12 protein-coding genes are annotated in these 13296 nt (G+C 55.8%); 6 read left to right on the forward strand and 6 right to left on the reverse strand.

The genetic code is table 11. The features are described from left to right. Window positions 1-133 precede the first annotated feature (133 nt). Both ACP7AJ_RS10590 and ACP7AJ_RS10595 read left to right on the forward strand, forming a co-directional pair. Complete coding sequence (locus ACP7AJ_RS10590) at window positions 134-787, forward strand: metallophosphoesterase family protein (protein ID WP_426060166.1); 654 nt, start codon at window positions 134-136, stop codon at window positions 785-787. A 33-nt stretch (window positions 788-820) separates the two neighbouring features. After that, window positions 821-1453, forward strand: a complete 633-nt coding sequence (locus ACP7AJ_RS10595) for a DNA-3-methyladenine glycosylase family protein (protein ID WP_426060167.1) — start codon at window positions 821-823, stop codon at window positions 1451-1453. A gap of 2 nt (window positions 1454-1455) precedes the next feature. On the opposite strand, the gene ACP7AJ_RS10600 is transcribed toward ACP7AJ_RS10595, so the two are convergent. After that, window positions 1456-1995 carry a 2'-5' RNA ligase family protein gene (locus tag ACP7AJ_RS10600; protein ID WP_426060168.1) on the reverse strand — a complete coding sequence of 180 codons (540 nt, stop codon included), beginning with the start codon at window positions 1993-1995 and terminating at the stop codon, window positions 1456-1458. A gap of 6 nt (window positions 1996-2001) precedes the next feature. Then, window positions 2002-2583, reverse strand: a complete 582-nt coding sequence (locus ACP7AJ_RS10605; RefSeq protein ID WP_426060169.1) for a DUF1572 family protein — start codon at window positions 2581-2583, stop codon at window positions 2002-2004. A gap of 157 nt (window positions 2584-2740) precedes the next feature. Here ACP7AJ_RS10605 and ACP7AJ_RS10610 point away from each other — a divergent pair, with 157 nt between their 5' ends. Continuing rightward, a complete protein-coding gene (locus ACP7AJ_RS10610) occupies window positions 2741-5437 on the forward strand; it encodes a hypothetical protein (RefSeq protein WP_426060170.1) in 2697 nt (898 codons plus the stop codon). Window positions 5438-5527: 90 nt separating this feature from the next. Here the strand turns inward: ACP7AJ_RS10610 and ACP7AJ_RS10615 are convergent, their stop codons facing one another. Continuing rightward, window positions 5528-6568 (reverse strand): hypothetical protein, encoded by a 1041-nt coding sequence (locus ACP7AJ_RS10615; RefSeq protein WP_426060171.1) that lies wholly within the window; start codon window positions 6566-6568, stop codon window positions 5528-5530. Between the two features lie 168 nt (window positions 6569-6736). On the opposite strand from ACP7AJ_RS10615, the gene ACP7AJ_RS10620 reads away from it, so the two are divergent. Next, window positions 6737-8647 carry an ABC-F family ATP-binding cassette domain-containing protein gene (locus ACP7AJ_RS10620; RefSeq protein ID WP_426060172.1) on the forward strand — a complete coding sequence of 637 codons (1911 nt, stop codon included), beginning with the start codon at window positions 6737-6739 and terminating at the stop codon, window positions 8645-8647. A gap of 194 nt (window positions 8648-8841) precedes the next feature. Here ACP7AJ_RS10620 and ACP7AJ_RS10625 read toward each other — a convergent pair whose 3' ends face one another. Further along, on the reverse strand, window positions 8842-9966 hold the full coding sequence (locus tag ACP7AJ_RS10625) for a trans-sulfuration enzyme family protein (RefSeq protein WP_426060173.1): 1125 nt from the start codon (window positions 9964-9966) through the stop codon (window positions 8842-8844). A 75-nt stretch (window positions 9967-10041) separates the two neighbouring features. On the opposite strand from ACP7AJ_RS10625, the gene ACP7AJ_RS10630 reads away from it, so the two are divergent. Further along, entirely contained in the window at window positions 10042-10359 is a 318-nt protein-coding gene (locus ACP7AJ_RS10630) for a hypothetical protein (protein WP_426060174.1), read from the forward strand. A 139-nt stretch (window positions 10360-10498) separates the two neighbouring features. Here the strand turns inward: ACP7AJ_RS10630 and ACP7AJ_RS10635 are convergent, their stop codons facing one another. Both ACP7AJ_RS10635 and ACP7AJ_RS10640 read right to left on the reverse strand, forming a co-directional pair. After that, the gene (locus ACP7AJ_RS10635; RefSeq protein ID WP_426060290.1) at window positions 10499-10834 is read right to left on the reverse strand and encodes a dihydrofolate reductase family protein; all 336 of its coding nucleotides are present in this window, start codon (window positions 10832-10834) and stop codon (window positions 10499-10501) included. A gap of 216 nt (window positions 10835-11050) precedes the next feature. After that, the gene (locus ACP7AJ_RS10640; RefSeq protein ID WP_426060175.1) at window positions 11051-11695 is read right to left on the reverse strand and encodes a hypothetical protein; all 645 of its coding nucleotides are present in this window, start codon (window positions 11693-11695) and stop codon (window positions 11051-11053) included. Between the two features lie 242 nt (window positions 11696-11937). Here ACP7AJ_RS10640 and ACP7AJ_RS10645 point away from each other — a divergent pair, with 242 nt between their 5' ends. Further along, a complete protein-coding gene (locus tag ACP7AJ_RS10645) occupies window positions 11938-13284 on the forward strand; it encodes a DUF5103 domain-containing protein (RefSeq protein ID WP_426060176.1) in 1347 nt (448 codons plus the stop codon). Window positions 13285-13296: the final 12 nt, after the last annotated feature.

Genomic DNA, 13296 nt, shown 5'->3' on the forward strand with positions numbered 1-13296 from the left:
TCCGTTCAGCCTAGTTCTTGAATTTGCTTTCTTATTACGGGCAAGCCCGTTCTATTGATTTGAAAGTGCGTAAACAGGCGGCCAAATCGGTCGCTACCGGACCCAAAATCCGGCTTTGCACGTTCTATCACCCATGAATATTTTCATTGTTGGCGATGTACACGGGTGCTTCCACACATTCAGCGAAGTGCTAACGCACTGGCAGCCGGCCACCGACCATTTGATACAAGTGGGCGACCTGGTGGACCGTGGCAGGTACGTGGTGGAGACCGTGGAGCTGGCCCGCCAGCTAAGCGAGGAGCACCCCAACTCCACTACGTTTTTGATGGGCAACCACGAACATGGCATGCTGCAGCATTTCGGCCCCGAGGGACCTTACCCCCAATGGCTGCTTTGGGGTGGCCGCAGCACCCTAGAGCAGTACAAGCGTCAGCCCAAGAAGCTGGTCCTGCACTTGCCTTGGCTGGCCCAGCGCCCGCTACACTGGCAAAATGACCACTTGCTGGTGAGCCACGCCGGTATGGCCGATTCGCCCCACGCCAACGACCCCGACCACCCCGACGGACTGCTCTGGCGGCGCGGCCCCCTCAAAAAGCTCAACAAACTGCAGGTGGTGGGCCACACCCCTACCCCCAAGGGCGAGCCGGTGACCGACCCCGCCAGCAACACCCTCTACATTGATACGGGGGCGTTCTTGCGCCGCCACTTGACGGCCGTGCGCCTCTCCCCCACGGCCGAGCTGCTGGACATTGTTTCGGTGGGCACCCACCGTCAGGATTTAAGTTAAAGCACCGCCTTTGCCTCTTACCCCTTTGCATTGATGATAAACCAAGCTGCTATTCAGCACCTGTCTGCCGCCGACCCTCTCTTGGGCAGCCTGATTGCCCGGGGGCGCGAAATTCACCCGCGGCCTCATGAAGACCTGTACCTGGCGCTGTTGCGCGCCATTGTGAGCCAGCAGATTTCGACCAAAGCTGCCGCTGCCATCTGGAAGCGTTTCCAGGCATTGTTTCCACCCGAGGGCTACCCCGAGCCCCGCGAAGTGCTGCAGATGGACGAAGACCTGATGCGCAGCGCGGGCCTCTCGCGCCAGAAGGTGGGCTACCTCAAGGCCATTGCCGAATACAACGAGCGGGGCCTGCTCGACTACGAGCACCTCAGCGGCCTGTCGGAAGAAGCCTTCACGCTGCACCTCACCGCCATTCGGGGCGTGGGACGCTGGACGGCCCAGATGCTGCAGATGTTTGCCCTCGACCAGCCCGATGTGTTTTCGGAGGGCGACCTGGGCGTGCAAAACGCCATGCGCAAGCTCTACGGCCTGGAAGAAACCGGCCGGGCCCTGCAAAAGCGCATGCTGCTCATTGCCGAAAGCTGGCGGCCCTACCGCACATTGGCCTGCAAGTACCTCTGGCAGTCGCTGGACAACGGCACCCAGATTCCACCCACTGTGTGAATTCAGTGTTTGCCTGTTAGCTCAAACATCTCTTCCCGCACAAATAAGTCACCCTTTTTTCGCAGGATGGCCAGGTTGTTCACATTTAAACGCAGGTTATAGGTCTCCTCGTTGAGGTGGCCCAGCACGGGGCCCAGCAAGTCGGGGGTGGTGTCGTGCAGGGCCAGGGAGATGTGCGGCAGCCAGCGGTCGGGGCTGTAGTAGGTGCCGGCGCGGCAGAACGGCGACGTGACGTCGAGCACGCGCTGGTGCAGCAGATTCAAGTCGTTGGAGCGCAGCACCGGGATGTAGATAACCGGATTTCTGCCCGGAAAAACCCCCAGCCCGGTGGTAAAGGCCGAGAAGGGCGGCGTGGTGGCAGCCAACTCGCGCAGCACGGCTTTCAATTCGTTGAGGCGGCGCGTACCCGTGAGCAAGTAGGTCAGGTGCGGGTCGGGCGTGTCCTGCACATCGTCGAGGCCAAATTGGGTTTCCAACTCTTTTACAATGCGATTGATGCGCTTGGCATTGCGGGGGTTGAGCAGCGAGGTGATGGCGAACATACCGGACTAAACTGGGGAAGAGAGCTCTGGGTTGGCGCGAAGGTGCATTTGCTGATTGAACTGTTCGCTCTGCCCGCGCGGAATGCTCAGGGATTGGAAGGCTTCGCCCCGAATAATTTTGGCTAGCTGCACCAGCTGGCCGGCGTGGCTGGCATAGTGCGCTACTTGGCGCTGAACGGCCGCAAGCACCGTGTGCGCTTCGCCCCGAATGGTTACTGGGCGCAGCAGGTCGTTGGGCTGCAGGCTGTCGAGCAAAGTGAAGAGAATGGCCCAGGCGGCTTCCCAGTCAGCGCGCAGCGCAGGCACGGCCGCGGCAGACTGAGGCTCCTCAAACTCGGCATCGCGCCGGTGGCTGGGCTTTTCGCCGTCGGAGGTCAGAAAGTCAGTGAAACGCGAGCGCAGGTTGCCCACCATGTGCTGGACTATCACGGCGGCGCTGTTGCTGCCAGGCGCCGGCTGGTATAGCCACTCGGCGTCGGAAATCTGATTTAGCGCGCGGTCGGCCAGGGCTTTGTAGGCCAGGAAGCTTTGCCTGAAGGCAGCCAGCAGAGCGGCGCCGACAGCCTCGGATGCAGCGGGGGTGAGCATGGGCCAAAGTAACGCCAGCCCCGGCAAACAATTTGATTCGGGAAGGTATTTGAATTCACTCGCTGGTCGAGGAAATTTCCTCTCTCATCGCCTTAAGGCCTCCCGGTACAACCCCGGCCGTACCATTTATCGTTACGTTAGCCTTTCTCCTGTCATCGTGCCCGAAACTCTTGCCACTGCTGGTTCCTCTGCTGCTCCTTCGGCCCCGAAGAAAGCCGCTACCCCACGGCCCCGCCGGTGGGGGCGCTGGCTGCTGGGCATTGTGGGGCTGGTGCTGGTGCTGGCTTTCGTGGCCCTGCAATTTCTCGACCCCTGGCTGCAGCGCAAGCTGGAAAAACAAGTAACTAGCCAAACCAGCGGCCAGTACCGCCTGCAGGTAGGCGAGTTGCACACCAGCCTCTGGCAGCGCGCCATTCGGCTGCGCAACGTGCGGCTGCGCCCCGCCGCCACCGTGGCCGACACCCTGCCCCGCGTGCGCCTCGACGTGGCCCAGCTCAATGTTACCGGTGTGAGCCTGCTGGCCCTGCTGCGTAAAAGCGTGGTTCCCATCGATAGCGTGGTGCTGGACTCCGCCCGCATCGAGGTGCTGGCCCTGGCCCGAAAGCCCACCAAAAACGCCGGCAAGCCCCTCCACGAGCAGCTACCCATGCAGCTGAAGGGCCTGGAAATTGGTTACTTCGGCCTGTTGCACACGCAGGCCCGCTACCTACCTGCAAGCCAGACTACGGCTCAGGTCGAACGGGCTTTCCTCAGCGCCCACGACTTGCTCATCAGCCCGGCTGGGGCTGCCGATAGCCAGCGCCTGGGCTATGCGGCCAACTGGTACTTAGCCATGCAGCAAAGCGAGGGCCGGGCGGCCGGCCACCGCTTCGCCGTAGCGGGCCTGCTGCTTTCTACCGCCAAGAAGCAGCTACAGCTTGATTCCATTCGCATTAGCCCCGAAGGCCCCGGCCAACTCCAAAATCCCAGGCTTGACCTGGACCTTCAGCGCCTGCGCCTTACCGGGCTCGAGGCGGCCGCGCTGCAACACCAGCGGCACTTCCGGGCCGACTCGCTGCTCGTGCAACGGCCGCAGCTGGCCTACACGGCAGCTCAGGCGCCGGCCAAAACTAAAGGGGCTCCCACCCCCTTTTTTAAGGAGTTAGACCTAGCCCACTTGGTGGTAAGCGGCGGCATGCTGCAAGTGAAGGGAACTGCGGAGCCCACCGAAATTCAGCGTATCGAAATCGGCGCCACGGACATGCACTATGCCGCTGGCACCATGCCCGATTTAAAACGTCTGCTCTACGCGAAAAGCTGGACCGTGGCACTCGGTCAAGCCCGAAGCACAGTGGCAGCTCATGCGCTCTCGATGGTTAGCCTGCGCCTGGCGTCTGCCGCGGGCACCCTTGATTTGCGCTCGCTGCGCATTCGCCCCCCCGGCCCTGGCCAGGGCAAGCCCGGTGGAGCTCGCGTCGACCTCACGCTGCCCAGCCTGGCCCTGACCGGGCTTGATGCCGCCGCCTTGCAGCACCAACAGCATTTCAAGGCCAATTCCCTAGTACTGAATGAGCCGAGGCTGACCTTCACGCCCCCGAAGCAGGCGCCGCCCCCGGTCTGGAAGCTGCTGTCTAAGTTTCTGCGTCGGTCCGATTTAACTCAGTTCAAGGTGAACAAGGCCGACCTGCAGATTGGCGGCCTGCGCCACTCGCCCGAGGTGTTTGACCTCAACCTCACCGGCCAGTCCATCCGCATCGACTCCCTGACTGCTACCGCGCCGGACCGCATTGCCTACGCCCGCTCCTGGCAGGCCAACTCCGGCCTTGTCACGGCGCCTTTCGACCCGCCGTATTACCGGGCCACCAGCCAAAAGATGCGCCTCGATACCGATGCCAAAACGTTTCGCTTCGACCAAATGGCTCTCACACCGAAGTACTCGGCCGTGGGCATGAACCTGCACAAAGGCTACCAGGCGCCCTCCATTAGCATAAAGGTGGCCTCGCTCGTGTTCGATGGGTTGGATTTTGCCGCCTTGGTTCGCAACACCGATTTCCGCATGGCGCGCATCACCGCCCACAGCCCACTCGTGCGCATCGCCTCTGATGGCCGCGGCCCCATCAACCCCAACATGTCCAAGGTATCGCCGGAAGAGATGCTCAAACTGCCAGTGGTTGTGGATGTGCGGAAGTTCGAAATCAAGGGCGGCAACCTGTATTCCAGCTACCGCAGCCCTCTCACGCCAGTAGTTGGCACGCTGAGCATCAATCGTTTCAACAGCATCTTTTACAACCTAAGCAACGACCCCAAGCGCCAAACGCCCGCCACGCCCCTCACCGGCAAGGCCACCACGTACCTGCAAAACCGCTGCCGGCTCGACGCCAATGTTTCCATGTACCTGCTCGACCCGCGCGGCCGCCACCGCGTGTGGGGCGCTTTCGGGCCTGGGCCCTTCGCCATGCTCAATTCCATGACCGTGCCCACCCGCCTGGTCAAGTTTAAAAGCGGCGATGTACGGCGCATGCGCTTTGATTTGCAAGCCGACCGCCAGGGCGTGACGGGCACTAGCTGGACCGAGTACTCCGGCCTGCAGATGACGCTACTGAGCTACAAGGAGAGCGAAGAAGAAATCAAGAAGTCGCTCTTCAGCCGGGTTAAGTCGAAGGTGGTGAACGTGGCAGTGGTTCGCGACCAAAATCCCCGCAAGCGCGGCGAGTTAGTGACCGGCGAGATGACCTCGACTCGGGAGCCTCGCTTCTCGGTGTTCACACTCTGGCGGCAGGGCATTGTGAGCGGCCTGTTTCATAACGTGGGCGTGCCACAGAAAATAGCGCAGAAGCTTAGCGAGAGCAAGGATGAAGCACCCCTGCCCAAGTAGACTACCGCTCCGGTTGGACCGGCAAAACTAAAAGCGGCTGCCTCAACAGAAGCAGCCGCTTTTTAGGGGCTTGGGTTCAACAATCCGGGTTTATTGGAATTCAACTCGGTTGATGCTGTATTGGCTTACGGCCGGCTGGCCCGAAAACAGAGCGTTGAGGTTGGCATAGAGCACGTAGCTGGCATCGCCGCGGCGGGCCAGGGTAGTCGGAAATTGTGGCTGCGTCACGAACGTGCCCGACAGCGTGGCCGACGTGAAGCCGTTGGTGCTGGCCATTCGGAACACCCGGGCCTGGGCGTTGCTCACCACCTGCAGCGTGTTGTTATCCTGCAGCAACAGGCCATCGGCCGCCGACAGGTTTTGGGTGGTCGTTACCTGCGTGAATCTACCGGGGTTGCTGAGCGGCACTTTGTAGATGGCGCCATTGTCGGATTTTGCCACCAGCAAGTAGCCATCGGGATGAAACACGATGCCGTTGAAGCCGAAAGCACCAGGAGTGGGCGCGGCCAGCCGGGCGGCGTCTTCCAAAAACACGGTGGGCGTGTTAGTCTGGGCGTCAACTTTATAAATAATGTTGGCGAAGCTGTCCGTCACATAGGCATTGCCCTGGGCGTCCACGGCCACGTCGTTGGCAAAATGGTTGAGGGCGGGCCGCAGGTTGCCCAGCTCGATAATGGTGGGCGCTGCAGTGGCATTGGTGTTATTGAAAATCGCCAGCCGGGCCAGCTTGCCCTGGGTGGCAGCGGTGCTGCGCTGCTGGTTGGCGCCCGGGTCCGATATGGCAACTAATACGCGGCTGCGGGGGGCGTCAAGGAACATGCCAATGGCCGACACCAGCCGAGGCTCGTCGGGGAAAGCGGAGCTGTAGGTGCCGTCGTCTTTGACTTGGCCTACCCGGCCTGTGGTGAGCGAAGTAACCAAAAAACGGCTGTTGGGGGCGTCGTACTGCACGCCTTCCGGGTACAGGCCGGTCTGGGTGAAGGTAATGGTGGCCGGTGCCGAGGGCATCGGCAGCCCCTGATTACCTGTTCTAGTATCGCAGGACGACAGCATTGCGAGACCTAAGAAGGCCACAGGAACAAGGCGGCGGGCCGAATCAGCCACGCGGTTGTTGAGACGAAACGCAGACATAGAAGTGAAAAATGATTAACGATTGAATAGGATGAAGAACGTATTCGTGTACGAACATTGTTTATACAACCAAGCCTGCTTTTTAGTTATGAATTAGGTCTTCGGGCAATTTTGACTGATGGGCTCCAATCGGGCGCCGTACCTTTGCCCCCCAATACCTCTGACCAGATGATTTCCATTTCCGACCTCGACTTCCACTTTGGCTCCCGCACGCTTTACGACAACGCCAGCCTGCACATCAAGCCCAAAGACAAAATCGGCCTCATTGGCCTCAATGGCACCGGCAAATCCACGTTGCTGCGCCTGCTGGTGGGCGAGTATAAGGCCGACGGCGGCTCGATATCGATGGCCAAGGACGTGAGCCTCGGTTTTCTCAACCAAGACCTGCTGAGCTACGACACCCACGAAAGCATTCTGCACGTGGCCATGGAAGCCTTCCAGGAAGCCCTGGAGCTGCAGAAAAAAATTGACGACATCCTGGTTCAATTCGAAACCGATTACTCCGACGACCTAGTTGACAAGCTGGCCACCATGCAGGAGCGGTTTGAGGCCCTGGGTGGCTACACCATGCAGGCCCAGGCCGAGGAAATCCTCGAAGGCTTGGGCTTCAGCACCGAAGAGCTACAGAAACCGCTGAAGACTTTTTCGGGCGGCTGGCGCATGCGCGTGATGTTGGCCAAAATCCTGCTGCAGAAGCCCTCCCTCCTGCTGCTCGACGAACCCACCAACCACTTGGACTTGCCCTCTATTAAGTGGATAGAAAACTACTTGGCCGACTACGAGGGCGCCGTCATCATCGTATCGCACGACCGGGCCTTCCTCGACCGCACCACCAACACCACCGTGGAAGTAACCGGCGGCAAGCTGGTGCCCTACGCCGGCAACTACTCCTATTACCTGGAAGAAAAAGAGGAGCGCAACATCATCCAAAAGGGTGCTTTTGAGAATCAGCAGTCCCAAATCCGGGCTGCCGAGCGCTTCATCGAGCGCTTCAAGGCCAAAGCCAGCAAGGCCAAGCAGGCCCAGAGCCGCGTGAAAGCCCTCGATAAGCTTGAGCGCATTGAGGACGTGGCCCAGGACGCAGCTAAAATCAACATGAAGTTTACCTTCAAGGTTGAGCCCGGCCGCCACATCCTGCGCATGGAGCACGTGACGAAGAAGTACGACCAGAAGCTCATTTTCCGCGACACCAACGTACACATCGAGCGGGGCGACAAAATCGCCCTCATCGGCGCCAACGGCAAAGGCAAGTCTACACTCATGCGCCTGGTGGCCGGTACCGAAGCCCCCACCGCGGGCAAGCACCAGCTGGGCCACAACGTCATCATGTCGTTCTACGCCCAGCACCAGCTCGAAAGCCTAACGCTCGACAATGAGATTTTGCAGGAAATGAGCGAGGCCGGCTCGAAGCGCAACGACATGGAGCTTCGCTCGGTGCTGGGCTCCTTCCTGTTCACGGGTGAGGAGGTTTTCAAGAAAATCAAGGTGCTGAGCGGTGGCGAAAAAAGCCGCGTGGCCCTGGCCAAAACCCTAATTTCAGAAGCTAACTTCCTCCTGCTCGACGAACCGACCAACCACTTGGATATGGTGTCGGTAAACATTCTGATTCAGGCGCTGGAGCAATACCAGGGCACGTTCATCGTCATCAGCCACGACCGGTTCTTTGTGGAGAACGTGGCCACCAAAATCTGGTACATCGAAGACTTCCAGCTGAAGGAGTACCCCGGCACCTACGCCGAGTACGAGCAGTGGCAGGAAGACCGCGAGAAGGCCGCCAAGAAAGCCGGCCTGCCCAGCCCTTCGGCTCCCAAGCCCCTGCCCGTAGAGCAGCCCAAGGCTGTTGCGAACAACAGCAGCAACAGCAGCAACAGCAACGACGCCAAAAAAGCGGCCAAAGAGCTGGCCGAAGTGGAAGCCCGCATCACCGCGCTGGAGAAAGAGCTGGCCGTCTACGAAGCCCAGCTCGCCGACTCGGGCATCTATTCCAACGCCGCGCAGCTGAAGGACACGACCATGAAATTCGAAGCGGTGAAAAAGGAGCTGGCCGCCCAAACCCAGCGCTGGGAGCAGCTGGTATAACCAACTACTGCCTTCGCTATTTGCAATAAAAAACGGCGCTGCTCCTAACTCGGAGTAGCGCCGTTTTTGTTTATGGCTTTGTCGTTTACCGCCGACAGAATAGGCCGTTAAGCAGTATGTGCATTTGAAAAACTGCTGCTTTAGCTCTTGTTCAACTGAAAAATATTTTGTGCTTGCAATAAGATGCTTGAAAGCTATACCGTGAGAGCTTGATTCAAATCACCTATTATATCATTTATATCTTCAATGCCAACTGAAAGCCGGAGTAAAGAATCAGTTATTCCTTGTTCTTCACGCTCTTTAGGTGATAAACCGGCATGTGAAGAAGTGGAAGGTTGACAGATGGTAGTTTCTACACCGCCCAAACTTAGTGCAGGGATAATCAGGCTTAGCCTATTCAAAAAGGAGACAGTTTGCTCAGGCTCTTTCAATTCAAATGATAACATTCCACCAAAGCCACCTTTCATTTGCTTAGCTGCTACTTGATGATTAGGATGATCTGTAAGACCCGGATAATAAACCTTGGCAATTAAAGGGTTTCCTTGTAAGGCAACAGCCACCTTCATTGCATTGGCACTCTGCTTTTCTACTCTTATTGCAAGCGTTTTAAGGCTTCGCTCAATAAGGTAACAGTCAAGAGGATTCAAACTACCACCATAGTTTACGGCAGATGGATATATCTTTTCTCTTAACTCTTTAGAAGTTATGAGAGCGCCAAAACAAAGGTCATGGTGACCACCTAAATACTTGGTGCCACTATGAATGACTACATCAAACCCGAGTGCAATCGGATTCTGAATAATAGGACTGGCGAAAGTATTATCTACAATGGATACCAGTTGATGTTTTTTAGCAACCGCAGCAACTGCTTGCAGGTCTACTATAGAAAGCAAAGGATTGGAAGGGGTCTCTGTATAAACAACTTTGGTATTGTCCTGAATCTTTGCCTCCAGGTCTACCATGTCATGGTTTGATATAAAATCAAACGCGATATTGAACTTCGGGAATTCTTCTTCAACAAGCTTTACAGTACCGCCATATATTTCTTTTGATAATATAATGTGGTCACCCGATTTTAAAAAGGTGAGCAAAGCAGTGGTTATAGCAGCGGTTCCTGAACTAAAAATAAAACCTTCTTCGCCTTGTTCAAGAGTACAGAGCTTGTCTACAATGACTTTTTGATTAACTGTGTTGTAGTTTCTGGGATATAATATCTCATTACTACCTATATACCTATAGGCTGTTGATGTGTAAACAGGAGTATTTACTCCATCAAATTGCTGTTTACTGTGGACGCATTGCGTGTTTTTACTGTACATATATAAGCGAGCTAAAGCTATGTCAACTATTCCGATTCTAAAGTTACGCTACTTCCTCTTCGATGGCTATACCTCGTGATTCAGGCGCTGGAGCAATATCAGGGCACATTCATCGTCATCAGCCACGACCGGTTCTTTGTGGAGAACGTGGCCACCAAAATCTGGTACATCGAAGACTTCCAGCTGAAGGAGTATCCCCGGCACCTACGCCGAGTACGAGCAGTGGCAGGAAGACCGCGAGAAGGCCGCCAAGAAAGCCGGCCTGCCCAGCCCTTCGGCTCCCAAGCCCCTGCCCGTAGAGCAGCTCGTGTAACCGTCCGCGAATTTAAATTATGCCGAAACGAAAACCGGGGCTGCTCCCAAATTAAGCAGCGCCGGTTTTCGTTTTATTAGCCCCAACGGTTACCACGCGAAAATGCTGAGGCATTTGAGAAACGGAAGCCTCACTTAGTCTTTACTATCTGTTAGAGATGATTTATTCATAATCTATTCTTCAGCTTTTTCTCCCAAAGCTGATGGTATGCCTTGTGTCTTATGCAAGTGTATATGTCAAAGAAACCAGTCCTGATAAATAAGCCTTTGTGTCCACTAGAGTTGGTGGTACTCTGTCTGTTGCTTGACTAAACAATGGGTTGCCGCTGCCCAGAATAATGGGATGAACCACGAGGCTGATTTCGTCTACTAGGCCCAGTTTAAACAGTGAAGAGGTAAGGCTTGCGCTTCCGAAAAGCCAAATGTCTTTACCCGGTTCATCTTTTATCTTTCTTAATGCTGCTTCAATGTCTCCGCTTATAAGAATATAACCACGCTTTAATTCCTTTAATGTTTTCTCTAAAACATTAAAGGAATTTTTGGTAAAACGGGAAATACTACCTCGTCATCGGACGCCTCCACAGATAAAGTAAGCTCGTAGGACTTGCGACCATAGAACACACCATCTATTCGTTTAAAAAAATCAGCCATTCCAAAATCCTGGTCAGTGTAACATCAATCGTATTCACCATTTGGTCCTTCTATGAAGCCGTCCAAACTAATGGCTAATTGCAGAATGAATTTTCGCATAGCGGAGAATTTAAGATGGTATTTACTCAATATTGGCAGCCGTGCTGTTTCTTTTTCTTATCGCCATAAATCCAAGGATAAGATTGAACACTAAACTTAGGCCCAGACACCAGTACATTGTTTTTATAGTCGCTTCTTGCTGCATGTTCTGGTTGTTTCCCTTTTCAAGATTCTCCAGTGTAGAATTCTCAACCATTATGAACTGCTCTAGCTTCGGCTGCTTAATGTCCTTTTCTTTTGAGATAAGTCGCAATTCGTGAATCTCTTTAGATTCTTGAAAATCTTCCGTTAACTCCCTTGTCTTGGTGCATTGATTTGTGAACACCATTCCAGAAGGTATCCGATGCCCATAGACCACGTATATCTTTCCTTCCTCAAAAGAGACGCTGCATGAATTTTCTGAATAGTCTAAAGTGATGAGATTTTGGTTAGCCTCAATATTCTTGTAACCTTCAATAATTTCGAAGTTTGCAACCTTTTGCTGTTGCCCATCACTGTCATATACTCTAGAAGCATTTATTATCTCGGACGCTTTTCCCAAGAAAATAATGTCGCTGGTTTCCCAACCTTTAGCTATTGGTTGAGCCCATGGACTAGTGGAACAAATGCATGCGTAAGAGGTGGATAAAAAGTGGAACAGTATAAAAAAGGAAAGAGCTTTCTTCATTAGGCACTACTTCGGGCATAACTTTTCGGTACACAAGCAAATAACGGATATAATATGAAATTAAGTAAGTTACTCGCAACTGCGGTACTACAGGCCCAGGCTACACAGCAGTGACGGGTCTTTTTGGTTGAGCCAAATGAGTATAAATTTCAGTTATTCTGCTGCTGTAGCTAATTAGTTTCTCAATGTTGCGAAAGTGAAGACCATTCTTCACAAGCATCGATGAGCCTTACTTTCGCGCCATGCGCTTTCTTCCCTTCGCCTCCCTCCTGCTTGCCACTGCCTGCGTGCCCCTGGGCACCCCCATCACCGACCCCAACGCGGCCCGTGGCACAGCCGGCACCCAAAAACCGCCGGAGTACTACGCCGACAAAACCCTGCGGTACCAAGACCATACCTACTCTCCCGAGGTGCGCAGCGTGCAGTGCTACGTGGCCACCGGCCAAGTCAACGAGGTATTTCAGCCTCCCGTGGTGCCGCTGGGCCGCAGCCAAGCCATTACCCTGGAGTTTGACGTGCTGGGCGACCAAAGCCAGCGCTTCACCGCCAAGCTGATTCACTGCGACCAGAACTGGCAGCCGTCAGTGCTGACGGACCTGCAGTTTCTCAACGAGATAAATGAGTTTCTCATCACCGACTACCGCGTAGGCATCAACACCCGCGTGCCGTATTTCCACTACCGCATGCGGGCGCCGGGCGTGAAACTGAGCGGCAACTACCTGCTGGTAGTGCAAAGCACGGGCGGTGTGCCGGTGGTATCGCGGCGGCTGCTGGTGTATGAAAACCAGGTGCAGGTGGGCCTGAAGCCCGGCATCGTCATCGGCGGCGAGCAGCGCTACACGCTGCAGCAGTTGGATTTCGGTGTCAGCTATGCCGGGGTAAACCTCGTGAACCCGGCTTCGGAAGTGAAGGTGGTGCTGCGCCAGAACTTCCGCTGGGACAATGCCAAGTACAACCTGCGTCCCACCTTTGTGCGCGACAACGAGCGGCGGCTCGAATACCAGTATTTCGGCTTTGAGAATGCCTTTCCGGGCCTGAGCGAATACCGGTTCTTCGACACCCGCTCGGTGCAGGCGGCCGGCATTGGCGTACTCCGTGTCGACCCGCAGTCAACGCCCGTGGCAGCGCTGCTGCAGCCCGAAGTGTCGCGGGCCAAACAGAACTACACCCAATACCAAGACGCCAACGGCCAGCGCGTATTTGAAAGCCGCGAGTTTGGCAACGGCGCCACCAATGCCGACTACGCCGAAGTCACTTTTCAGCTGAAAGCCGACCAGCCCGCTCCCGGTCCTGTGTACGTGCTCGGCGCCCTCACCGACTGGCAGCTCAAAGATGAGTTTAAGCTGACCTACGACGAGACCAAGCAGCTTTACACCGGTCGCGCCCTGCTCAAGCAAGGCTACTACAACTACAGCTTCGCCGTGGCCGGGACCGGGGCCGGCCGCGCCGCGCCCAACGAAGTGTACTTCGAAGGCAGCCACCAAGAAACCGAAAACCAGTACGACCTGCTGGTGTATTACCGCCCCCCGGGAACCCGCGCCGACCTGCTAATTGGCTACCAAACCGTGACCATGAACAATCGCCAGTAGGCGGGCGCTACA

It is taken from the genome of Hymenobacter sp. B1770, assembly GCF_049896385.1.
In the GTDB taxonomy this organism is placed as follows: domain Bacteria; phylum Bacteroidota; class Bacteroidia; order Cytophagales; family Hymenobacteraceae; genus Hymenobacter.

What these genes read in the sequence shown, in the direction of transcription:
- ACP7AJ_RS10600 (WP_426060168.1), bottom strand. Translation starts at nt 1,995, where the DNA reads ATGTTCGCCATCACCTCGCTGCTCAACCCCCGCAATGCCAAGCGCATC.
- ACP7AJ_RS10605 (WP_426060169.1), bottom strand. Translation starts at nt 2,583, where the DNA reads ATGCTCACCCCCGCTGCATCCGAGGCTGTCGGCGCCGCTCTGCTGGCT.
- ACP7AJ_RS10645 (WP_426060176.1), top strand. Translation starts at nt 11,938, where the DNA reads ATGCGCTTTCTTCCCTTCGCCTCCCTCCTGCTTGCCACTGCCTGCGTG.
- ACP7AJ_RS10620 (WP_426060172.1), top strand. Translation starts at nt 6,737, where the DNA reads ATGATTTCCATTTCCGACCTCGACTTCCACTTTGGCTCCCGCACGCTT.
- ACP7AJ_RS10625 (WP_426060173.1), bottom strand. Translation starts at nt 9,966, where the DNA reads ATGTACAGTAAAAACACGCAATGCGTCCACAGTAAACAGCAATTTGAT.
- ACP7AJ_RS10590 (WP_426060166.1), top strand. Translation starts at nt 134, where the DNA reads ATGAATATTTTCATTGTTGGCGATGTACACGGGTGCTTCCACACATTC.
- ACP7AJ_RS10640 (WP_426060175.1), bottom strand. Translation starts at nt 11,695, where the DNA reads ATGAAGAAAGCTCTTTCCTTTTTTATACTGTTCCACTTTTTATCCACC.
- ACP7AJ_RS10595 (WP_426060167.1), top strand. Translation starts at nt 821, where the DNA reads ATGATAAACCAAGCTGCTATTCAGCACCTGTCTGCCGCCGACCCTCTC.
- ACP7AJ_RS10615 (WP_426060171.1), bottom strand. Translation starts at nt 6,568, where the DNA reads ATGTCTGCGTTTCGTCTCAACAACCGCGTGGCTGATTCGGCCCGCCGC.